The organism is Pseudomonas sp. MAG002Y, from assembly GCF_019400845.1.
GTDB classification, from domain to species: domain Bacteria; phylum Pseudomonadota; class Gammaproteobacteria; order Pseudomonadales; family Pseudomonadaceae; genus Chryseomonas; species Chryseomonas luteola.
Map to the genome: position 1 here is coordinate 41,221 of NZ_WOEJ01000021.1, position 26,186 is coordinate 67,406.

Genomic DNA, 26,186 nt, shown 5'->3' on the forward strand with positions numbered 1-26,186 from the left:
GTGCTGTTCCTTAAGCATGAGCTCACACAAGACGATAATTCAAGTGCGATGCAGCTGGTCGGATTTCCTCTACATCGATATCAGCTCGGTACAAGATTTGCTCAAGCTTCTCCAACCGCCTTGTAATTGACGTGGTACGACCACTGGTCGACAACAGTGCCCGGTACTGCCGTTTCGCTGTTCAAGTCCCTTAATTTTACGAGGTTATTACCGATAGCTCTTTAAGCCTATCTTTCGCACTGTCCACTTGTTTTATTAGCAAGCTAAGGACCTGCCGTTGCTTTACAGCTAGGAGTTCGCATGAAGCGTCGTCACTCTCTAGGGGCCTCTATCCGAATCGCGTTGGAAACGCGATTGATGTTCGATGCAGCAGCTGTCGTCACAGCGGAGAATACGCTCCACGATAGCAATCATGCTCATGAGGCTCAGGCCAGCCAAGCCAGCCATGAGGCCAGCGAGGCGCTAAGCCAAGCACTGCTAGCGGTACAGCCCCAGTCCGATCATGCTCACGCGGTAGCCAGCGGCGACGGTACTGCCCATGAAGCATCGGCGCAGCCCGCCGTTCATACGCATCCTGATGTAACGGATCAGATGCATCCTCTGATAGATGCCGCATCGGCTTCTTCTGCCCGCCAGGAAATCTACTTTATTGACAGCAGTCTGCCCGATCAGGGCTCGCTGCTAGCTGCGCTGCCCAAGGGCGCAGACATCGTTTACCTTGACCCGGCAAAAGACGGTCTGGAACAGATTGCTTCTGCTCTCCAAGGGCGTAGCGGCATAGATGCCCTGCATATCGTAACCCATGCCAACACAGGCGCTCTTGAGGTAGGTTCAACGCAGTTGACCGCGACCTCCATCCAAAGCCAATTTCATGATGTACTTGCCGAAATCGGCAGGCATCTGGATAGCCAAGCGGATGTACTGATCTACGGGTGTAATCTTGCCGCTGGTGCAGAGGGTCAAGAAACGCTTCGGGCGCTTTCACATGCGCTGAGCGCTGATATTGCCGCCTCTGACAATACTACAGGCAGCAGTGGAGACTGGGTACTGGAGCAGCAGATTGGCTCCATCGAAACCACATCGCTCCAGGCGACTGACTGGCACCATGACCTACTGGCAAACGTTGCCGTTAATGACAGCGTAACGGTCAACCAGGGCAGCAGCATTAGAATCGCCCCGCTATCCAATGATGTACTGGTGCTCAGCGTGCCCAAGCTGGTCATCGCCAGTCCTGCACAGAGCGGCAGTCTCGTCGTGAATAGCGACAATACAGTTACGTATACGCCTACCAAGGGCTATGCCGGAACGGACAGCTTCACCTATTACGTCCGTGATGCACTGCTTGGCGCCATTTCAACCACCGGCACGGTCAGCATTATCGTCAATGCGGCACCTGTTCTGACCGTACCGACCCTGAGCGGTCTTGTCGAAGATACCAGCGTCACCTTCTCCAGCGCACTGGGTACCCAGATCAGGGTAACGGACGCCGACAGTACCAGCGAGACAGTAGTGGTTTCCGTTCCCAAGGGCACGCTGGCAATTAACAGTAACGTCCTGTCCTCGATTACGTCAGGCCTCTTGAGCGGCTTTACCGTCAGCGGAAACAATACGGGAAGCGTGACGCTTTCCGGCTCGATTACAGACATCAACAATGCCTTGAATGGACTAGTCTACACTCCGGTAGCCGACGCCAATGGTCTGGTAAACCTGAGCGTTACTGCACAGGATCCAACCGGCCTGAGTGCAAGCTCAACCATTGCCATGAACTTTGCCCCTGTCACGGATATCGTGGCGGACAGCGTGGTGGCTTACAAAGATACGTCCAGTACATTCAATGTTCTCAGTAACGACCATTTCGAGAACACAGGGCGTGTCGTCACGGGATACAGCACCCCCAGCCACGGCACCCTTACCATTGATGCACAGGGTAATGCTGTCTACAAACCCGCCAGTGGCTGGACCGGCACCGATACCTTCACTTACACCGTAACCTCCGGCGGCGCAACGGAAACGGCAACCGTCACGGTAACAACGGTTATTCCGAATTATGCTCCTACTCTCAGCGTTCCTGGCACACAGAGTTTTCTGGAAGACGTTACATGCGTCTTTTCCTCGAGCAATGGCAATGCTATTACGGTGGCGGATGCTAATGGCGATACTCTGACCGTTACCCTACAGGCAACACAGGGCAACCTGACGCTTTCGCAAACGAGCGGGCTGACCTTTATCAGCGGAGATGGTGTAGCCGACGCCACTATGAAGTTCAGTGGCAGCGTGGCCGCCATCAATACGGCGCTTAATGGCCTGAGCTATATCCCAACACCCGATTACAATGGCACGGCTGCCATCACCCTTAGCGTCAGTGACGGCACTGCTGCCGTGCAAACAGCTAATATTGCCCTTAACTTGGCGCCCGTGGCCGATGGCGTGCCGGATTCGATCCAGACCGGCCCCTTAGCTCCTGTCACCTTCAACCCACTTGCCAACGACAACTTCGAGGGTACGCCCAGTATTACGGCTGTCAGCCAGGGCGCACGTGGCGTGGTATTGCTTAACCCCAACGGTACGGTCACCTATACGCCCTCGTTGGGCTATACCGGCTCGGACACCTTCACCTATACGGTAACGTCCGGTGGCGTGACGGAACAGGTCACGGTAAACGTGACCGTGGGCAACTCTGCACCTGTGGGTACGTCACTGGGTACGGCTTCTACGTTTGATGGCGGCCTGGTCCTGTTGTCTACCGCCCAGGCCTTCCGCGACCCGGATTTGCTCGACAAGCTGACTTACAGCGCCACGGGCCTGCCCGCTGGGCTCGGCATCGACCCGCTTACCGGGTTGATTACCGGCGTGGTGAATACGCACGCCTCGATGGTCAACGGCGGCGTCTATACCGTGACCGTGACTGCCACCGACCTTGCCGGTGCAAAAGCGACCAGCACACTAGTTCTCAACGTCAGCAATCCGGCTCCGATTCCGCTGGTGGGCCTGACACTGGGCGGCTCAGAGGACACGCTGCTCGGAATCAGCCTTGATACCCTGGGCATCATCGATCCAGACGGCGACGCCTTTTCCATTACTCAGGCAAAAGCCCTGAACGGAACCGTCACGATTAATACCGACGGCTCGCTGAGCTATCAACCGGACGCTGATTACTTCGGCCTGGATACCATTACCTACACCGTTCGTGATGTCGATGGCGGAACAGCAACCGGCTCCATTGCTGTGGTACTGGCGGCCGTTCCCGATCTGCCGGTAATCAACCTGCCCAGCATTCCTCTGCTTACCGAAGACACGCCGCTGATCTTCGCCAACCTGTTGGGACAACAGCTGAGTGTAGGCAATATCGATGGCACCCTGGTGGACGTGCGTCTAAGTGTGCCGGTCGGCAGTTTTACCCTTACCCAAACCGCCAATGTTACGCTGAGCGAAGGCGACGGGGTTAATGATAGTACCTTGCGTATTTCGGGAACCGCCGTAGAGGTCAATGCCGCGCTGAACAGCCTGATCTATACCCCCGCGGCTGATTATAACGGCCCGGTCAAGATCACGATAGACCTTGGTCAACTTACAGGAGGGCTGCTTAAAGTCCAGGCGACGCTACCCATTAGCATTGCGCCTGTACAGGATGCCTTTGACGATCAGGTCAACGTTACGCTCAATACGCCAGTCAGCTTCAATGTACTGGCGAACGATATGTTCGAAAATGCCAGCCGCACCTTGACCAGCTATACCCTGCCGGCCCATGGCAACCTGACGCTCGACTCTCAGGGTAACGCGGTCTATACCCCTAACGTCGGCTACCTGGGGGCCGACAGCTTCACGTATACCGTGACGTCGAACGGCACCGTCGAAACGGCTACGGTTACCCTGACAACGGCCCTGCCCAACTACGCGCCTGTCATCACCATGCCGGCAAGCCTGACCCTGGCTGAAGATACGCCTCAGATCTTTTCATCGGCTACCGGTACCGCACTTCGCGTAAACGACGCCAATGGTGATGAGCTGACCGTCACCCTGCAGATCAACCACGGCAGCCTGACACTGTCTCAAACGTCGGGTCTGACGTTTATTGCCGGGGATGGGCGAGACGATGCGACCCTCACCTTCCGCGGTCAGGTCAGCGCCATCAATGCCGCGCTAGAAGGCCTTGCGTTCACCCCTACGGCTGACTATAACGGCACAGCCACATTGACCTTGCAGGCCAGCGACGGCAAGGCGCCTGTTCAACTGGCCACAACATTGCTCACCCTCACGCCAGTTACCGACGGCGTGCCGGACAGTCTTTACACGGAGCCGCTGTCACCGGTGGTTTTCAATCCACTGGCAAACGATACCTTCGAGGGTACGCCCCGTCTTGAAGCCGTCAGCCAGGGGCAGCACGGAACCGTAACCCTTGGCCAGAACGGTCTTGTCACGTATATACCAGCGCCGGGTTATCGAGGTGTCGACAGCTTTACTTACACCGTCAGCTCCGGTGGCGTCACCGAGCAGGTCATTGTCAGCGTCACGGTGGGAACCAACACACCGCCCACGGCAGGCTCGCTTGGAACCGTCGCCACGCTGGACAGTGCCCTGGTTGCTATCCCGGCTGGACAGGCATTCCGAGATACCGACCTGTTCGACGCCTTACGCTTTTCTGCCAGCGGCCTGCCTGCGGGGCTGGCCATTGACTCCGCCACCGGCCTGATCAGCGGGGTGCTCGGTAATCATGCCTCGACCGCTGCCCCCAACGGCGCTTATACCGTTACGGTGACTGCAACGGATCTGGCTGGCGCGTCCGTATCCTCGCTCCTGGTCATCACCGTCAGTAACCCACCACCGGTAACGTCCCTGGGTACAATCATCGTGCAGGAAGACACACCCCTGCATATCACAGCGCTGAACATTACCGATCCGGATAATGACAGTCTAACCATCACCAAGGCCACTGCCCTGCATGGCACGGTGACGATCAATGCTGATGGCTCACTGACATATACGCCGAACGCTGACTACAACGGTCTCGATACCATCACCTATACGGTGGTCGATAGTGACGGCGGTACGGCAACCGGCCTGATAGCCGTCACGTTGCAACCGGTTGCCGATCTGCCCACGCTACAGCTCCCAAACCTTCCTCTGCTTAACGAGGACACACCGCTGATCTTCGCCAACCTGCTCGGTCAGCATCTGAGCGTAGGCGATGTAGATGGGCAGATTCTTGACCTGCGGCTAAGCGTCCCGGTAGGCACCTTTATGCTGGGCCAGACCGCAGGCCTTACCTTTAGCGAAGGTAACGGCGGCACCGCTGGCAGTACCTTGCGCGTCTCCGGCAGCATGGCAGACATCAACGCTGCCCTGAACAGCCTGGTCTATACCCCCGGCGCCGACTATAACGGCCCGCTCAAGATCACTCTTGAATTGGGTCAGCTGGGGCAACTGCTCAGTGTCAAGGCAGACCTGCCCGTGCAGATCGTACCGGTGGCCGACATCATGGATGATCATGTGTCTCTGGTCACAGGCCAGACGGCTGGCTTTAACGTACTGGCGAACGATACGTTTGAGAACGCGGCGCGAGCGATTTCGAGCTTTACCACGCCAGCGCATGGCGTGCTGACGCTGGACGCCCAGGGCAATGCTGTCTACACGCCAGATAACGGTTATGCGGGCACCGATAGTTTTACCTACACGGTCTACTCTAACGGGACCTACGAAACCGCAACCGTCACATTGACGGTCAACACCGCTCCCAATGCCGATCCCGTGGCCGCACCGCTCCCCTCCCAAGCGGCAACGGACAGCCAAACATTAGCTATCGAGGCCGGAAAAGCATTCAGTGATATCGATGGCGACACCTTGAGCTTCAAGGCCAGCGGATTGCCGGCAGGCCTTAGTATCAATCCGGCTACTGGTCTCATCTCCGGTACGCTGGATAGCCATGCGTCCGTCCTGGCGCCTAACGGGCTCTATACCGTCGTGGTCACTGCAAGCGATGGAAAAGGCGGTCAGGTTAGTCAAAGCTTCACGCTTACCGTAACCAATCCGCTACCCGTTACGAGTGGCGCCGCCTGGGCTACACCGGAAAACACGCCTTACACCGGCATGCTTCAGGCCAGCGATCCCGATGGCGACACCTTGAGTTTCAGCACCGTAACAGGACCTGCTCATGGGACGCTGACGCTTAACCCCAATGGCATGTATGTCTATGTGCCGACCCTTGGGTACAACGGTACAGACAGCTTTACCTATCAGGTCCGTGATGCAGACGGCGGGATCAGTACGGCAACCGTCACGATTGCCGTAACGGCCGTCAACGATGCCCCTACCGTCATTAGCAGCACGGCCACTACGCCAGAAGATACGCCTGTTACGCTGGATGTCCTGCGAAACGTCACCGACCCGGACGGCGATACCTTAACTATCTCCCATGCCTCGGCTGAACAAGGCACCGTTACGCTCAATCCGAACGGTACGCTAACCTATACACCTAAGATCAATTTCAACGGCACCGACACGATTACCTACACGGTCAGTGATGGCCATGGCGGTACGGTCACTTCGACCGTAATCGTCATCGTCACCCCGATCAATGATGCTCCCACAGCCACGCCGTCTACGGCGATAACACCGGAAGACACCCCGATTCGCCTGGATGTGCTGGCCAATGCCAGCGATGTGGATGGTGATAGCCTACTGGTCAGCGCCGCGTATGCCAATCACGGCAATGTCAGCGTCAACACCGATGGAACACTGACCTATACTCCCAGTGCCAACTTCAATGGCACCGATACCGTCACCTACACAGTGTCTGACGGTAATGGCGGGCTGGTTACTGCTACCGTCACGATTATCGTCACTCCGGTCAATGACGCCCCGGTTGTTGCAGCGCCGCTGGCTGACCAGCAGGCCACCGATGGCAGCGCATTCAGCCTGAATGTCTCCGCTGCCTTTGCCGACATCGACAGCCCAGTACTGAGCTATGCCGTTACCGGCCTGCCCCAGGGCCTGAGTTTTGATCCGGCAACCGGCCTGATCAGCGGCGTGCTGGCTAGCAGCGCTTCTACCGGCGGAAACAACGGCGTCTATACCCTGACCGTTACCGCCCAGGATAATCAGGGCGCCCAGGTCAGCCAGCGCTTTACCCTGACCGTCACCAACCCACTACCCATAGCGCAGCCTGCAACGCTTGGCACCGCTGAAGACACACCCCTGACCGGTGCGCTGGTTGCCACCGATCTTGACGGCGACGCGCTAAGCTTTAGCATGATCCAGGGCCCGGCCCATGGCTCGCTCGTGCTGAACGCCGACGGCAGCTTTACCTATACACCCCAGGCTGATTACAACGGCACCGACAGCTTTATCTATCAAGTCCGCGACGCCGATGGCGGGCTGGCAACCGCCACGGCAACCATTGTGGTTGCGCCCGTCAACGATGCCCCGGTCGTCCCGGCACAAACCGCTACCACAGCGGAGGATACCCCGATCCGTCTGGACGTACTGGCCGGTGCGACCGATATCGACGGCGATACGCTGGCGGTGACCACTGCCTCGGCACTCAACGGCACAGTGAGCCTCAATCTTGATGGTACTTTGCTGTATACGCCGAACGCCGATTTCAACGGCACGGACACCCTGACCTACACCGTCACAGACGGTAGCGGCGGCAGTGTGACGGCAACGGTCACGATCGTGGTTACGCAGGTCAACGATGTCCCAACCGCTACGCCTGCCAGTGCAACCACCCTCGAAGACACCCCGATCCGCCTGGACGTGCTGGCCGATGCCCAGGACATGGATGGTGATGCGCTCAGCGTTGTGGCCGCTTCTGCGGCAAACGGGACGGTCACGGTCAATGCCGACGGCTCGCTGCTGTACACGCCGAACACCAACTTCAACGGCATCGATACGCTGACCTACACCATTACCGATGGCAATGGCGCCACGGTTAGCGCGACTATCAGCATCACGGTTACACCAGTCAATGATGTGCCTGTCGCTGCCCCGAGCACTGCCACGGTCACCGAAGATACCGCCATTACGCTGGATGTGTTGGCCAATGTTATTGATATTGACGGTAACAGCCTTACCGTCACAACAGCCTCTGCTGCAAACGGAGCGGTTACGGTCAATCCAGACGGTACGCTGACCTATACACCCAAGGGCAACTTCAACGGTACCGACACGCTGATATATACCGTAAGCGATGGTAACGGCGGTCTGGTAACCGCGACCGTGATCATTACCGTCCTGCCCGTTAACGATCTACCCACCGTCTCTGACCGAGCCGCCAGTACACTGGAAGATACGCCGCTCACTCTGGATCTTCTTGAAGGTGCCAGTGACGTGGATGGTGACACGTTAAGCGTTACAGCCGCTTCTGCCTTGAACGGCGTACTAACACTCAGTTCAGATGGCACGGTGGTCTACGTGCCCAACGCGGACTTTAATGGCACTGACACACTGACCTATACCATAAGCGATGGTAATGGCGGACTAGTAACCGCAACAGTTAGTATTACTGTCACCCCGGTCAATGATGCGCCAGTGCTTATTGGAACCATAGTCAGCCAGAGCGCTACCGATGCTGCGCCCTTCTCGCTGGGCACCGCAGCCTACTTTGCCGACCTCGACAGCCCTGAGTTGAGCTACAGTGCCAACGGGTTGCCCGTGGGTCTCTCAATCGATCCCAATACAGGCCTGATCAGTGGCACGCTGGCAGGCAATGCTTCTTCCAGCGCACCGGATGGCCGCTACAGCATTACCGTGACCGCACAGGACGATCAGGGCGCCCAGGTCAGCCAACAGTTTACCCTGACAGTAAGTAACCTACTCCCTATAACAGCGGGAGCCAGTCTGATCACCGCTGAAGACACTCCCTATACCGGACAGCTTGTTGCCACCGATATCGATGGTGATGCGCTAAGCTTTAGCGTTATAGAAGGTCCGGCCCACGGCATATTACTGCTCAGTGAAGAGGGCCGCTTTACCTACATTCCTGAGGCTGATTACAACGGCACGGACGGCTTTACTTACCAGGTACAGGATGCAGACGGTGCAGTTACCCGCGCCATGATCATCTTTACCATCACTCCGGTGAATGACGCACCTGTCGCTGCATCACATTCTGCCGTTACACCAGAAGACACTCCAGTGCGGATTGACGTCCTGGCTGATGCCCGCGACGTGGACGGAGACACGCTGACCGTTACCACCGCTTCGGCGCTCAACGGCACGGTAAGCCTCAACACGGACGGCACCCTGCTGTACACACCGGAGGCCAATTTCAATGGTGTCGATACCGTTACCTATACGATTACCGATCGCTATGGCAGTACCGTAACTGCGACCGTGACAGTTACTGTTACGCCGATCAATGACGCACCGGTTGCAAGCCCTAGCACTGCCACGACACTGGAAGACACGCCCCTGCGCCTGGATGTAACAGCAAATGCGAGCGATGTGGATGGCGACCGACTCACTGTAGTATCCGCCTCGGCAACCAATGGCAGCGTATCCCTTGCTGTTGACGGTACGCTGCTGTATACGCCCAACGCCGACTTCCGCGGCAGCGACACATTGACCTACACCCTGAGCGATGGCAACGGCGGCACCGTTACCTCAACGGTGTTGATCACCGTCACGCCCGTCAACGATGCGCCAAGCATTCGTACCAGCCTACCGGATCAAGCAGTAAGCGATGGCAGTACATTTGTCCTGAATGTCTCTGGCTATTTTGCTGATGTGGACGGTGATACCCTGAGTTACAGCGCAACCGGCCTTCCACAAGGCCTCTTCCTTGATCCTGTAACCGGCATGATCTCTGGCACCCTGGCAGGCAATGCCTCAACGCAAGGCAATAATGGCCTTTACACCATTACGTTTACTGCCAGCGACGGCTTGGGCGGATCCATCAGCCAGACCATGTTGTTGACAGTGACCAATCCAACTCCGGAGACTCCCGCAGCGGTTATCACCACCAGCGAAGACACAGCTGCTTCAGGCGTACTCACCGCGATCGATCCAGATGGCGATAGGCTGAGTTTCGAAAAGGTAATCAACCCTGCACACGGCTCGCTGGCACTAAACCCTGACGGCAGTTTCACTTATACACCAGACACCAACTTCAACGGTACGGACGGCTTTACCTATCAGGTCGTTGATGCCGACGGGGGCACTACCGTCGCCACGGTTGTTATTACTGTAACACCGGTCAACGATGCGCCTAGTGCATTCCCCGGTAGCGCCAGCACGCGGGAAGATACACCGCTGACGATTGATGTTCTGGCAGGTATCGATGATCCCGAAGGAGATACTCCTAGCCTCTCAAGTGCTTTGGCTACCCAAGGCACCGTCACGTTGAATGCTGATGGCACCCTGACGTATACGCCCAATGCCAATTTCAACGGTACCGACACGCTCACCTATACCGTAAGCGATGGCAATGGCGGTACGGTAACGTCCACCGTGACGATTACAGTGCTACCAGTCAATGATGCCCCGGTTGTTCTACCCGCGACCTCAACAACGCCGGAAGACACACCGATCCGCCTGGATGTACTGGCCAATGCCAGCGACGTGGATGGCGATTTGCTCAGTATCGACAGTGCCTCGGCCATTCATGGAACCGTTGCCCTGAATCCGGACGGGTCGATCACCTATACACCCAACACGAACTTCAACGGCGCCGATATCATTACCTACACCGTGACGGACGGTCAGGGCGCCATCGTGCTTTCGACAGTCGCTATCACCGTGACGCCGGTTAACGATGCGCCTACTGCCGTCTCGGGCACGTTGATTACCACCGAGGATACGCCTGTCACGCTGGATCCCAGACTTGACGTCAACGATATCGATGGTGATGTCCTGTCTCCGGTATCGGCGACCGCAATTAATGGCACGGTAATAATCAATGCCGACGGCACACTGACCTATACCCCCAATGCCGACTTTAACGGCATCGATACACTCACCTATACATTGAGCGACGGCAACGGCGAAACCGTTACCTCAACAGTGGTTATCACTGTTACACCCGTCAACGATGCACCTGATTCAGTCAGCATTCCTTTCAACAGTTCCGCTACCGATAGCAGCCCGTTCAGCCTGGACGTTTCCGGCCTGTTTAGTGACCGTGATAACGATGTACTCATTTACAGTGCCAGCGGTTTACCGGCAGGTCTGAATATCAATTCTGCAACAGGGCTTATCGACGGTGTGATCGACAGCCGTGCGTCCAGCCAAGCATTGGACGGCGTCTACACCGTTACCATCACCGCTCAGGACTCTGCCGGTGCGATAGCCAGCACAACGCTCACTCTGACTATCAGCAATACCTTGCCTGCTCCCCTGACAGAAACACTCACACTCAATGAGGACACCCTATACACCGGCACGCTGTTAGCCAGCGATCCAGATGGCGATGCCTTGAGCTTTTCGATTTTACAGGGTCCGGCCCATGGCACACTGAGCCTGAATGATGACGGGCGTTTTATCTATGTGCCCAACCTTGATTTCAACGGGACGGACAACTTTGTTTACCAGGTCACTGATGCCGATGGTGCTGTTGTCACGGCAACCCTGACGCTCATTGTCACTCCGGTCAATGATGCCCCGGTTGTTGCAGCGCCGCTGGCTGACCAGCAGGCCACCGATGGCAGCGCATTCAGCCTGAATGTCTCCGCTGCCTTTGCCGACATCGACAGCCCAGTACTGAGCTATGCCGTTACCGGCCTGCCCCAGGGCCTGAGTTTTGATCCGGCAACCGGCCTGATCAGCGGCGTGCTGGCTAGCAGCGCTTCTACCGGCGGAAACAACGGCGTCTATACCCTGACCGTTACCGCCCAGGATAATCAGGGCGCCCAGGTCAGCCAGCGCTTTACCCTGACCGTCACCAACCCACTACCCATAGCGCAGCCTGCAACGCTTGGCACCGCTGAAGACACACCCCTGACCGGTGCGCTGGTTGCCACCGATCTTGACGGCGACGCGCTAAGCTTTAGCATGATCCAGGGCCCGGCCCATGGCTCGCTCGTGCTGAACGCCGACGGCAGCTTTACCTATACACCCCAGGCTGATTACAACGGCACCGACAGCTTTATCTATCAAGTCCGCGACGCCGATGGCGGGCTGGCAACCGCCACGGCAACCATTGTGGTTGCGCCCGTCAACGATGCCCCGGTCGTCCCGGCACAAACCGCTACCACAGCGGAGGATACCCCGATCCGTCTGGACGTACTGGCCGGTGCGACCGATATCGACGGCGATACGCTGGCGGTGACCACTGCCTCGGCACTCAACGGCACAGTGAGCCTCAATCTTGATGGTACTTTGCTGTATACGCCGAACGCCGATTTCAATGGCAGCGACACACTGACGTACATCGTAAGTGACGGCAACGGCGCCACTGTGAGTTCGACTATCACTATCACGGTTACGCCGGTCAATGATGACCCAACCTCGAATGGTCCTATGCCGGACCAGACGGTCGACGACGGCAGCACATTCAACCTTGATGTCTCAAGCTACTTTGCCGACGTCGACACTGATCTGCTCTCGTTCAGCGCGAGTGGCTTGCCGGCAGGCCTGTCCATCGATCCGGTAACTGGAGTCATTAGCGGCACGCTGGCAGGCAATGCCTCCAGCCAAGCGATTAATGGTGCCTACCGTATTACCCTCACGGCTAGCGACGGCCAGGGAGGTAGTGTCAGTCGACCCTTGCTGCTGACTGTTACCAACCCGCTACCGGTAACGGCTGACTCCGTGATCGTGACTCAGGAAGACACGCCTCTGTCAGGCACCTTGCAGGCAACAGATCCGGATGGTGATGCCTTGCGCTTCGAGCTGGTAGGCGCACCCGCTCATGGCTCGCTGCAGCTCAATGCCGATGGGAGCTATATCTACATTCCTGACGCCAATTACAACGGACCTGATAGCTTCAGCTATCAGGTCCGCGATGCCGATGGAGGTGTAGCAACTGCCACGGTAGCAATCGCCGTAGCATCCGTTAATGATGCGCCCATTGCGTCAGCAACACAGGCGACTACGTTAGAAGATACACCCATTACACTCGATACTCTGGCAAACATCGTCGATATCGACGGTGATGCATTGAGCATCGTAACCGCCTCGGCAACCAATGGTCTTGTCAGTGTCAATCCTGACGGTACGTTGACTTACATGCCCAAGCCTGACTTCAACGGTATCGACACACTGATCTATACCGTCACTGACGGCAACGGTGGCGTGGTAACCGCTACCGTCAATATTACCGTCACGCCGGTTAATGATGCACCGGTTGCCAGCTCCAACACCGCCACAACGACTGAAGACACACCCCTGCGCCTGGATGTAGTGGCAAATGCCAGTGACGTGGATGGCGACGGGCTTACCGTAGTATCAGCTTCGGCAGTCAATGGCGGCGTATCCCTCGATGCTGACGGTACGCTGTTGTATACGCCCAACGCCGATTTCAATGGCACTGACACGCTGACCTACACCATAAGCGATGGTAACGGCGGCCTGGTCACCGCAACGGTGGTAATCACCGTCACCCCCGTCAACGACGCGCCGGTCAGCCAGGGCGTGCTACTTAGCCAGGAGGCTGCTGATGGCAAGCCGTTCAGCTTGGATATTTCCGCTTACTTCGCGGACGTCGATGACGCACAGCTGACTTACACGGCCATCGGCTTGCCGGCAGGCCTGAGTCTTGATCCTGTCACCGGCCTGATTGCGGGTACTCTGGCCAGCAATGCATCCAGCCAAGGTAACAATGGCATCTATACCGTGACCCTAACGGCTAGCGATGGGCTGGGTAGCAGCGTTAGCCAGCAGGTCTCGTTTACCGTAACCAATTCGGTGCCGGAGAGCCCAAATACTACGATTACCACGGTCGAGGACGTCCCCCTTTCCGACACACTCGTGGCAGCTGATCCAGACGGTGACGCACTGACTTTTAGCCTGATCAACAGTCCGGCACATGGCACGCTGGCGCTGAACACAGACGGTAGCTATACCTATACACCTGATGCCGACTACAACGGCACTGACAGCTTTACCTATCAGGTGACCGATAGTGACGGCGGCACTACCCGAGCCACACTTTCCATCGTGATCGTACCCGTTAACGATGCGCCTACTCTTGTAGACAAAACAGCGACAACAGCACAGGACAACGCAATCGTCCTGAGCGTCCTGGCTGATGCCCGCGACGTGGATGGAGATAGGCTAACGATTGCAGATGCAACGGCAAGCCACGGCGCCGTGACCGTTACCCCTGAAGGCAGTCTCGTCTATACGCCCTCCGCCGGCTTTACCGGGACCGATACCATTACTTATCAGGTTAGTGATGGTAGCGTCAGCGTTGCCGCTACCGTTGTGGTAACGGTCACGCCGGTTATCCCGGAATCGCCAGTCAACCAATTGCCTGTAGCTGCCCCCACCACCGTGGCGGTAACGGCCGGAACAGCGGTTGTGCTTGATGTTGTGGCCAGCGCCATCGATGCGGATGGTGACAGCCTGAGCATTGTTGAAAGCGCGGCAGCACACGGTACAGTTAAAACCAACCCGGACGGTACACTTACCTATACACCTGATGCCGGCTTTAGCGGAACCGACATCGTCACCTACACCTTGAGTGATGGTAAAGGCGGCACGGTCACATCAACCGTCAGCGTTTCCGTTACGTCTGTTTCGGCTCCAGACACTGATGGCAACGAGGCTCCGCAAAGCAGCGACCTGACGGCGACAGCGGCAGAAGACACTCCCGTCACGCTTGACGTTCTGGCACTGGCCAGCGATGCCGATAGAGATCCGCTGGTCGTCACGGACGCCTCGGCCCGCAATGGTACGGTAACGATCAACACTGACGGTACGATTACCTATTCGCCTGCGGCCAATTTCAATGGCAGCGATACGCTGACCTATACCGTGAGTGACGGTATAGGCGGCACCACTACTCTGACTGCAACGATCACGGTAACCCCCGTCAACGATACACCGGTAGCAGCGCCGATAACCGCGACTACGCTGGAAGACACGCCGCTACGCCTGGATGTCTTGAGCAGTGCCAACGATGTCGATGGAGATAGCCTGAGCATTACGCAGGCCGAAGCTCGCAACGGTACCGTTGTCATTGGCTCTGACGGAATACTGGTCTACACACCAGCCAGCCATTTCGTTGGACAGGATGTCATTACTTACACACTCGATGACGGTCAGGGCGGTGCGATTTCAGCCACGGTCGCCGTCACGATCACGCCTGCCAACGATGCACCTATTGCTCAACCGATCGGCATTCAGCAGGCGATTGACGGCCAGCCATTCAATCTGGACGTAGGCCGCTATTTCAGCGATATGGGCAGCCGAACGCTGAACTACAGTGCCACGGACCTGCCTGCGGGGCTGCAAATAGACCCGGTCACTGGCCAGATCGCCGGTACCCTGTTAAACAATGCGTCCTCAGAGGTTACGGATGGCCGTTACACCGTAAACGTGACGGCCAGGGATGAGCAAGGTCTATCGGTGAGCCAGACCTTTGTGCTCATCGTAACCAACCCCCTCCCTGTATCGACCTCAAGCACCCTTACCCTGGCTGAAGACACTGCAATTACCGGCAGACTTGTGGGGCAGGACGATGATCCTGTCCGCTTCAGCGTTCGCGAAGAGCCTAGCCACGGCTCGCTCGTACTGAACGCCGATGGCAGCTTCACCTATACACCTGCTGCCAACTACAACGGTACCGACAGTTTCGTCTATCAGGTCCGCGATACCGATGGGGCCGTGACACAAGCGACCGTAACCCTGGTGATCACGTCAGTGAACGATGCGCCAACGGTGTCTGGCCGTACGGTTACCATTGCCGAGGATACCTCTGCCACGCTGAACCTTATCGGTACGGCAAGAGATGCAGAAGGTAACCCGCTCACGTTAACCACCGTCACCGCTCAGCAGGGGGCCGTTACAGTCAATCCAGACGGCACAGTCGTCTACACACCACAACTGAATTTCAACGGTACGGATACCATTAGCTATACGCTGAACGATGGTAACGGCGGTATTACCACCGCAACAATAACTATCATCGTCACACCGGCGAACGACGCACTCACCATACCAAGTGGTACGGCTTCGACATCAGAAGGCGTCAGCGTCACCATTCCGGTGTTAGGGAGTGTCAGTGATGCCGATGGCGACATTCTTACCATAACAGATGGATCAGCCATCAACGGCTCGGTGGCGATCAATCCTGATGGAACCTTGACTTACATACCCACTGATAGTTTCACCGGTACGGATACGCTTGTTTATACCGTAAGCGACGGCCAATCCAGTACCCGTGCATCGCTTCTGATTACGGTTTCGCCGCGGAACATGGACGCAGCGGATATCGACCCCTTCGTTGTCAACCGTAGCGGCCTGGGGCGTTTGCCGGAAACGGCCTCGGATGAACGCCTGGAAGAACGCCGCAAGGCCGAATACGAGCCTGTACTTCTGGATACCATCGATGGAGTCAAGCGGCTCAATCAGGTAGCGGCACTGGATTTTGACCAGCCGCTTGCAGGCGTGACCCACAGTATCCAGCCGTTGGGCAGCAATCTAGAAATCGAAGAGAACCAGGCCCCCATGGCGCATGCAGTGGGGGACCTGAACGAGGCGCTTCGTCAGCCTCTGCAGATCAACCAGAATGCTGAAAATCAAGGAGATGCTACAACCCCGTCGACGGTGGTTGCCGATCAACCCTTCACGCCAGAGGATGCTCCCGCGACTGCCCAGGGGGCCAATAGCCAGACAACTCAGGACGCCATTGCGCAAGTCCAGATACCGCTTACATTGGAGCAGCAGCTTCAACAGGCCACTCGCCAGCGAGATATACAGTTGGAGGCCTTGTCCCGCCTGTTCATAGGCTAACCCTCCCTGTGTACAACTTTTGTCTGAGTAAGGGATGAAAGGTCTACAGATCCCGATGGCAGGGCCGATGAAGTAGAAGCAACATTGCGTCTATTCATCGGCTTGCATGTCGGTTGACCTCCGAGTTTGACGCTAAAGGACACAGCGCGAAACGGCTCATCTGGTCTGGCCTGTTTCATCCCATGACTCTTGTGTAGACCCAGCAGTAACCATGGCCATTCAACGGACTACCCCACAGCCTTTTGGCAAGACGCTCAAGCACATCGTGCTGGTCGCCTTACTTGGCATGGGCCTTACGGCCTGCGCCGTAAAGCCTGTTCCGGCTGACTTCGATGCTGAAGCCCTATCCTTCAAGGCCAAGCTAGACGCCATCATCGAATCCGAAGAACCGGTCAATGGACCTATTTCGCTGTACGACGCCATGGCACGGGCGCTCAAGTACAACCTCGACCAGAAAATCGAGTTAATGGATGAAGTGTTCAAGGAGAAGCAGCTGGACCTTAGCAATGCTGCCATGTTGCCCAACATAGCCGCCACCTTTGGCTATAGCGGCCGGAACAACGAAGCCGGCTCTAGCAGTCGCTCATTACTGTCGGGTCGGCAATCACTTGAGCCGTCCACCTCCAGCGAAAAACAGGTCAACACTGCCGACCTGTCAGCCAGTTGGGATGTGCTCGACTTCGGCCTGTCCTATTTCCGCGCCAAGCAGCAGGCTGATGAAAAGCTTATCTCGGCAGAACATCGCCGCAAAGTGATCAACCGTATCCTCGAAGACGTCCGTACCGCCTACTGGCGTGCCGTGAGCGCCGACCGTAACTACAAGAAGCTTGTAGATCTTGAGGGGCTGGCGCAGAAAGCATTGATGCAGACCGAGCAGCTGGAAGCCCGTCGTCTGGTACCTCCCTTGACCGTCCTGTCGTATCAGCGTGATCTGCTTCAAGTTCAGAACTCTGTACAGAAACTACAACGGGAGCTAGCTCTGGCCAAAAACCAGTTGGCCGCGCTGATCAACCTGAAGCCTGACACACGTTTTACGCTGATCCTGCCGGACCGTACCGATGTGGTACCGGAGCTGCCCGGCTCTGCCAGCGAAATGGTCATTACCGGCCTTCGGTTCCGTTCCGAAATGCACGAGTCGCTTTATCGCCGACGAATCAACGCAAACGAACTCAACGCTGCGCTGATCAAGGCTTTCCCAAGCGTCAAAGCCGTGCTTGGCCTTAATTATGATTCCAATAAATACCTGACGGACAACGAGTGGCTGAGCTATAGCAGCCAGGTCAGCTGGAACCTCATGAGCCTGATCCGCTATCCCCGGCAACGGGACGCCATCAAGGCAGAGGGGCAAGTCATCGAGCAGCGCGAGCTGGCACTGACCATGGCTATCATGACGCAGGTGCATGTCGCCCGGGTTCGCTTTATTCGCTTCTCCCAGGAGCTGGGTACCATCCGCAAAGCGCAGCAAGTGCAGGACAATATCCTCAAGCTTTCCCGGGGGGGCTTTAAAGCCCATACCGTCAGTCAGCAAGACCTGGTCAGGGAGGAGATGAACTCGATTTTGGCCGAAGTCAGCTATGACGCTGCGTACGCGGATGTGCAGAACGCCTACGCCAACCTGTATGCCTCCATGGGGCTGGATAATTTCGATATCAATATCGATGCTCATACGTCGGTTGCAATCATTGCCGCCCAACTCAAAGAGCATTGGATAGAGCACGCCTCCACCCTCCCACCGCTACCTGAGAAGCCCGAAGAACCTGAGGAGCACTCATGAACCGCTCGTTTTACTCCATTCTACTCTTCGGCCTGTTAAGCGCTGTGGCAGTTACATCGCCAGCGTATGCAACAATTGACCTTCAGGGTGCGAACATGATGCCCGCGTCCTGGCGTGAAAACCTTGCCGGCACCGCGCAAGGTCCTGTTCTGGTCAAAGCAGCCGCCACCACATCGGTATCCACGCCGGCTGCACCGGTTTCCGCTGCTACCATGCAACCGGTGCAGTCATCATCTGACACCCACAAGGCTGTTATAGCGGCAGAGCCGGGGCGCGCCCGAGGCGTCGTACGGGCTGCCCATGAGGCAACCCTGTCATCCAGCATGGCTGCTCAAATCCTCAAGATGCCATTCAGCGAAGGGGCATCCTTCAAGAAAGGTGATCTCCTGGTTGAATTCGATTGCGAGCGGCCAATGGCTGAGGCCCGAGCAGCCGAAGCCGCCGTCCAGGTCGAAAAGAAAACGGTAGAAACCAATGAAGAACTGGAGCACTTTCAGTCCATTGGAAAGTTCGAGCTGCTGATCTCGCAATCCAAACTGAACAAAGCCAAGGCAGAATCCGAGGCACTCAAGGCGCAAATTAAAGGTTGCAAGGTATATGCACCTTTTGCAGGCCGGGTTATGGAGCGTATGGCTCACCAGTATGAGTCCGTCTCGCTCAGCGATCCCCTGTTGCATATCGTGGATACACAAGTGCTTGAGCTGGAGCTAATCGTTCCATCCTCGTGGCTACAATGGCTTCAGCCCGGCCACAAGCTCAGCTTCAACGTTGATGAAACCGGCGTGACCAGCACCGCAGTCATTGATCGATTACTGCCCTCGGTAGACCCCGTTAGCAAAACCGTCAAAGTTGTTGGCCACTTTGAAGAAAAAGCCAAAAACGATCTGATCCTGCCCGGCATGAGCGGTACCGGTCTGTTTGCTGCCCGTGAAGAAAAACTGCCATGACCATCCAAGTACAAGCTTCCCCGCCTATGCCGGGAGAAACGGAAAAGGCTTATAACGCAGCCCTGCAACTACTGATGTTCGAGGCACAGGTACGCCAGCAGAAAAGTGAACAGGAGCTGTTTTTTCACCTGGCCAATGCCACGCAGGAACTGGTGCCCTATGGACAGGCAGTCGTCCTGAAACGCACACGCACCAGGCGCCCGCTGCGGTTAAACCTCATCTCGGGTCTGCCGGTAACCGACCGGCACACACCCTTTGCACGCGCCGTAGAAGACTTGATCGGACAATACGATAAGGCCGGGCGCCTTGATCATGCAGAAACCTTTCCTCTTCCAGCAGGCCATGAGCAGGCATTGTCAGGCCTGGTGGACTTCCCCTTGCGCCACGCCGTATGGACGCCACTGGCAGACCGTAACGGCCGGTTGATGGCAGGAGTACTGTACCTGCGCGCTACGCCGTTTACAGAACGGGAGCAAGGTCTGCTGAAACGCATGGGGGAAACCAATGGGCATGCCTGGCGAGCCTTCTGCAAGCGCCGCAGCGTGCTGGACAGTCTACCGTTGTCACGCAGAACCCTGGCTATTGCCGCTGCCTTGAGCATAGGGATCTCCTGCATACCGGTACGGCTCAGCGTCATGGCGCCTGTTGAGGTAACCGCCAGCAATCCCTTTGTGCTGACATCGCCTATCAATGGCGTGATCAAAAGCATCCTGGTTGCGCCCAACACAACCGTGCAACTCGATCAGCCCTTGGTACAGTTCGAAGACATACAGCCACGCAATGAGATGGTGCTGGCGCAGCAGCAACTGGCCGTGGCACAGGCAAAGGACAGCAAAACCTCGGCCGCCGCGTTTACTGACCGGACGGCCACGCATGAGATGGCCATTACCCGCGCGGAGCACGAGCTGGCTCAGCTCAGTTACAACTACTCCCTGGAAGTCCTGCAGCGCACCCTTATACGCTCCCCCCTCAAGGGGCTGGCGGTCTACACGGACCGACGGGACTGGGAAGGTCGCTCTGTGATGATTGGAGAAGAAATCCTGCAGGTAGCCGATCCGACTCATGTGAGCTATCGCATAGACTTGGCGACTGGCAATGCCATCTCACTCAAGCCAGGCAGTCCAGTAGGCGTCTACCTTGAAAATGTGCCTCTGGGAGGACTCAAGGGCTCACTTCAGTCGATCAGCTACACCCCACATACTACAGCGGCCGGCACCACCAGCTACACTCTTACCGCTGTGCCCGATGATGGCGCTACCCCCACTATTGGAGCCCGCGGTACAGCTCGGGTTTATGGGGAATATGCGCCGCTGATCTATCAGTTGCTGCGTCGCCCCATTGCTGCAGTACGTCAATTCGTAGGTTTTTGATGATGCTCAGCGATGACCTGGAACTTCCCCCGTTACGTCAGGAGCTACGCCTCGAGCCTGCCTCGGCAAACTCCGAAGGTATTCCCCGCTGGCGTCTGTATGATCCATTGCAGCACCGCTTCTATCTCATCTCTCAAGAAGATGTAGCGCTGCTGTCACGCTGGTCAGCTGGAACCCTGGGAGCGCTACGCACCACCATGGGTGCGAAAAAACAGCGGTTGGATGATGAACTATTCGAGGGCTTGCTGCGCTTTCTCAATACGCATCATCTACTGCAGCTCACGAATCGCCAGGCATATGATCGGTTGGCCGAGAAGCGCGCTTCGCTGCGTGGTCAGGGCATTACCGGTCTGCTGAACCGTCTGCTGGCTTTCAGACTGCCGCTCTGGAATCCCCATCGGCTGTTGCATATTCTGATGCCTGTTATTGCCCTTTTAGGTCAGCGCACCCTCATACTGATCTGGACACTACTGACCGGGCTGGGGCTCTACCTAACGACCCGTCAGTGGGACGAATTCATCGGTACCTTCAGTGACTTCTTCTCGCCCGCCGGCCTGGCGGCCTATGGCTGTGCGCTAATCGGGTTGAAAATACTGCATGAGCTGGGTCATGCCTATGTCGCTACGGTACAAGGTTGCCGGGTCGGCAGCATGGGTATCACAGTCTTCATGGGAATGCCCATGCTCTATACGGATATGGGTGATGTGTCTCGGCTGGACAATTACCATCAGCGCATGTGGATTGCTGCAGGTGGTGTAATGGCCGAGACCTTCGTAGCCGGTCTGGCGACACTGGCCTGGGCTGTCTTTCCAGATGGAACCGTACGCAGCGTTGCGTTCGTATTGGCTACCTCCAGCTGGCTAACCAGCCTGCTGATTAACTTGAATCCTCTGTCACGCTTTGATGGTTATTACTTCCTGAGCGATGCGCTGCGTATCGATAATCTTCAGCCCCGGGCCTTCGCCTATAATCAGTGGCTGCTGGGACGCCTGTTGTTCGGCTCGATCGAGGATGTACCGGAGCCCTTGACCCGTCAACGTGCAGCGTTCTTTGTCCTTTATGGCACCTTTTCCTGGTGTTATCAGATGGCCTTGAGCTGTGGTATTGCCTACTTTGCATACCAGACCTTGTTCAAAAGCCTTGGAGTAATGATTCTGCTCTATACGGTCTGGTATTACGTCATACGCAGACTCCTCCACGTGATAGAGCACTGGTGGCAGTTGCGTGACCAGATCCGTTTGCAGCGGTGGGTTGTATTGGGCGGCCTGGGTGGCGCTCTGCTTGTGCTGCTCTGCCTGCCCCTGGATCGTCAGGTTAGCGTGCCAGTCATGCTTGGCTGGCAGCATGAGACACCGATCCAGGCGCCTGAAAACGCACGCATTGAAGCCATTCTGGTTAAGCCTGGAGTGTTTGTCAGTAAAGGTCAGCTGCTGTTTCGCTTTTATTCACCCGAGCTGGAAAGCAAACAGGCCAAGGCCCGACTCAATTTGGCCATTGCCAATGAACGGCTCAACCGTATTGGCGGCGACGCTCAGGATCGCACCGAAACGATAGTTCTCTCACAGCAACAGCAACAGGCGCAGGCCGAGCTGGAAGGCCTTTCAGAACGTGCACGCCTGCTTGAGTGGCATGCTCCAGAAGCAGGCGTATTCGTCGATATGCCAGCAACGCTTCAGGCTGGACAATGGGTTCGGCCTGATCAGAATCTAGGCCGGTTGCTCCACGGTGAACATCTGGATGCTAATGGTTACGTCGCGGCAAAGGACCTGCTCCGCTTATCGCCAGGAAATACGGGCGTATTTATCGCTGACGAGCCTGCACTTCCTCGATTTAACGTCACACTGAATGCAATCGAAACCACAGCCAGCGAATTCATATCGCCGGACAGCCTCAGCTCTCATCATGGCGGCCCTATTCCCACACAACCAAACGACCAGGGCAAATCCGTGCCGGTAACCGCGCAGCATCGTGCCAATTTCGCAGTTGAGGGTACAGAGGTACTCGCTTCGCCGCTCAAAATGCGCGGCACGGTCTTCTTGAACGCAGCGCCTGTAAGCTTGGTCGAACAGATTATTGATCGGCTATGGCACCTGCTTATTACCGAATGGCGCACCTAGGGCAGCCTATCTCTACTGCTGGAGAGTAACACCATGATCAATCGTCGGGCCTTTCTGTATGGTTCCGGAGTTACGCTGCTAGGCGCCGCCCTTCCCTCGCTGGGACAGGAGAGAGTTGCGAACGGGGCTCTGATTTTCGGCCAGCCTCCGGGTAGCTACGGCGCCAAGGTCGCAGAAGGTCTCTTACCCATGCTAGCAACCTATGCCGGGCTCGATTACCAGGTGCAGTACGTTACTCAGCGCAATACCCGAGCAGCAGGAGAAGCTGTCAAAAGGGCACGGCCCGATGGAAAGACGCTGCTACAGACCATGTCAGCTTCCATGAGCTTGTTTCCCAGCGTCTATACCGATCTGCCTTACGACCCTCTTAAGGATTTCACACCGCTTATGGTGGTCGGCGATTTTACTTATACGCTGGCGGTTGGTCCTGCGGTACCGCCCACCGTGCATACCATTGATGACTACATTGCCTGGGTATCGAGAAATCCTGAATACCGGGACTTGGGCGTAGCGTTATATGGCTCCCCTGGTCATCTGGCGGGCCTTATGCTCGCGCGAAAAAAAGACATTGCTTTACGCATACAGCCTTACATGGCAGTGACGGCCGCGATTAAGGACATGCTCAACAAATCGTTGGCTGCCTCTATCATCGTGACGGGACTAGTCACTTCAAGTCAGGCCCAAGGCCAGCTACGTGCGCTTGCGGTCACGAGTAGGACAAGATTCACCAAATGGCCTAATGTGCCGACACTGGGGGAACAAGGCGTCCCGACGGATATCAATGGCTGGATAGGATGGTTTGCGCCTGCGCATTTGTCTTCCGCTGTATCTGGCTCGCTATTTAAAAGTATTGCACTTCTACAAAGTGCTCATGAGTTCAGTACGTTTCAAAGCCGGATGCTGATATCTCCCGTCTCGCTGTCATCCGAGCAAATCACTGAACGCATACGCCAGGAAATCACTACGTACCGAGCCTTGATCCAAGAGTACGGATTAAGTCAGATGAGCTGAAAATCAAGACCTAGGTCGTCTAGACTCAACTATAAAAGGTTGGATAACCGCATTCCATCTAGCGCTATCCTTTATACCTCATCCTGACATCGGTCATTCAGGTGGTATCTCAGGCTTATTTCTGTAAGGCACAAGACGTCTAGTTTAGACATACGCTAACCAGAAGCCACGTCTTTACTGCCTTGAGTGAAGAAATTGAAAATGCAGTAATTTTTCTGAAACAGCCCGAGCACGGGCTTTTTCATTCAGGCGATACCTCATCCTGACACCTAGAAAAGTGAAACACATCCAGACAAACCACTTTACCTCCCGCTTTTGAGGGTCAGAGCACCGTTATCTTTTTGAATATAAATGGTTTTGGTCCATCTACAGCACAAGAGTCGCATGTCTTTTAACCTGCTTCTCTAAAGTGGTTATTTATCCAAACCTATAAGAGAAGGCTGATATGTCATTCTGACCTAAGCATGCGATGTCAACAAAGATGGGGCTACCAAGCGAATAGCTAGCCAGTAAAGAGATCGGCCTGTTTGTTTCCGGTCGTATTTAATCGCGGCGTCTTAAAGGTAAGAACAGTCCTATGGTGGAACATGGGCCATTCCACTTAGTGCCCCGCTTGATGTCCGCTGCTACATCATGGCTATACCTATCCGCTATACCATTAAGTATCACGGTTAACTCTCCCCTTTAGGCAACACCAAGGAGGGCCTAGTACTTCAGGTTAATTTCAATACTTGATACAAGCCGCCTCAGTCTCTTTATTGACTGCACGGTTCGTTTGGGCAAGACCTAGCTCAGCCACCTAAATTAGTAGAATTTACGACCCCACCGCTTGATCAGACAAACGTAAAAGGTCTGTTTATAAGAATTAGCAGGTAGCGTTTAGGCGCAAGACCCCAGGCTTCAACAGGCTGAAATAGCGGTAGCCTGTGGGAGAAACAGGCTACGCGAGCGTCGTTGTTAGTCCCTATTAACCGAGCATAGCCGGATAGAATCGGCAAGCACATCAATGGCCTGGGGACGTGGAAAACTTGCACGCCATGCAATTGCAATTGTTCTAAAAGGCACGGGAGCGCTGAATGGTCGAATCTCGATCATTCCTGGTGCGTAATGGTGGCTTTCCAAAGCAGAGAGGGGAAGCACCGACACGCCCAAGCCCGAGGCAACCATATGACGAATCGTCTCCAGAGATGAGGACTCGACCTGGGTATGCTTGGACTCCACACCTGGTTTCTTGATCGTTGGGCACGCTTCCAACACCTGTTCTCGGAAACAATGCCCCTCCCCTAACAGCAGGAGGCTCATTTCGTCCAGTTTTGCATTTTCGATGGTTTTGAGCTCTGTCCAGGGGTGCTTCGCCGGCATCATCACATAGAACGGCTCATCGTAAAGCGGCTTGGTCAGTACATCCGCTTCGCTAAAAGGCAACGCAACGATGATTGCATCCAGCTCGCCTGTTCTCAGCTTGTCACGCAAAACCGGTGTAAAGTTTTCCTCTATATAGAGGGGCATTTCCGGCGCAACACGATTCAGCTGCGGAATCAAATGAGGGTAGAGATACGGGCCTACCGTATAAATAGCACCCACTTTAAGTGGTGCACTCAGTTGATTTTTACCGGCCTTGGCAAGGTCACGAATACCTTGCGCCTGCTCCAGGACTTTTTGCGCCTGAACAATAATGCTTTCGCCGGTAGGTGTAAGGCGAACATTGGTTTTGCTGCGCTCAAAAATCAGAATACCAAGCTCGTCTTCAAGCTTCTTGACGCCTACTGACAGCGTTGGCTGGCTGACGTGGCAGCGCTCAGCGGCACGGCCAAAATGCTGTTCTTGGGCAAGCGTTACGATATAGCGCAGTTCTGTCAGAGTCATCTTGGATCTACACACTTATGCAGTTAGGTTTGTTGAATCATTTATCGGCTGAAAGCTCGATTTCTTTTGGGTAAAACCGTATGACAGCCCCAAGCAATGACGTCATGCTCCGACCTTTGATCCCCCGCGACCTGCTCTGCCTGTCAATACTGACGATCCTGGTCTACGGTTTATAAGAAGCAGGAACTTAACCCCATCGAAAGTGTCTAGT

General features: G+C 55.9%; 7 protein-coding genes. 6 read left to right on the forward strand and 1 reads right to left on the reverse strand.

Annotated elements, in window-relative coordinates; translation table 11 throughout:
• Positions 1 to 300: 300 nt before the first annotated feature.
• The 6 genes from GM154_RS22470 (at position 301) to GM154_RS22495 (ending at position 24,109) form a co-directional block, all read left to right on the forward strand.
• The gene (locus tag GM154_RS22470) at positions 301 to 16,890 is read left to right on the forward strand and encodes an Ig-like domain-containing protein (RefSeq protein ID WP_219653422.1); all 16,590 of its coding nucleotides are present in this window, start codon (positions 301 to 303) and stop codon (positions 16,888 to 16,890) included.
• Positions 16,891 to 17,101: 211 nt separating this feature from the next.
• The gene (locus tag GM154_RS22475; protein ID WP_219653423.1) at positions 17,102 to 18,664 is read left to right on the forward strand and encodes a TolC family protein; all 1,563 of its coding nucleotides are present in this window, start codon (positions 17,102 to 17,104) and stop codon (positions 18,662 to 18,664) included.
• The gene (locus tag GM154_RS22480; protein ID WP_219653424.1) at positions 18,661 to 19,611 is read left to right on the forward strand and encodes an efflux RND transporter periplasmic adaptor subunit; all 951 of its coding nucleotides are present in this window, start codon (positions 18,661 to 18,663) and stop codon (positions 19,609 to 19,611) included. Before GM154_RS22475 ends, GM154_RS22480 begins: the two co-directional genes overlap by 4 nt.
• On the forward strand, positions 19,608 to 20,981 hold the full coding sequence (locus tag GM154_RS22485; RefSeq protein WP_219653425.1) for an HlyD family efflux transporter periplasmic adaptor subunit: 1,374 nt from the start codon (positions 19,608 to 19,610) through the stop codon (positions 20,979 to 20,981). The genes GM154_RS22480 and GM154_RS22485 overlap by 4 nt, the downstream gene beginning before the upstream one ends.
• A gap of 2 nt (positions 20,982 to 20,983) precedes the next feature.
• Complete coding sequence (locus GM154_RS22490) at positions 20,984 to 23,098, forward strand: efflux RND transporter periplasmic adaptor subunit (RefSeq protein ID WP_219653426.1); 2,115 nt, start codon at positions 20,984 to 20,986, stop codon at positions 23,096 to 23,098.
• A gap of 33 nt (positions 23,099 to 23,131) precedes the next feature.
• Positions 23,132 to 24,109, forward strand: coding sequence for a tripartite tricarboxylate transporter substrate binding protein (locus GM154_RS22495; RefSeq protein ID WP_219653427.1), 978 nt, complete (start codon positions 23,132 to 23,134; stop codon positions 24,107 to 24,109).
• 957 nt (positions 24,110 to 25,066) lie between these two features.
• Here GM154_RS22495 and GM154_RS22500 read toward each other — a convergent pair.
• Positions 25,067 to 25,975: a hydrogen peroxide-inducible genes activator gene (locus GM154_RS22500; protein ID WP_010798842.1), complete on the reverse strand. Its 909-nt coding sequence runs from the start codon at positions 25,973 to 25,975 to the stop codon at positions 25,067 to 25,069.
• Between the last annotated feature and the right edge of the window lie 211 nt (positions 25,976 to 26,186).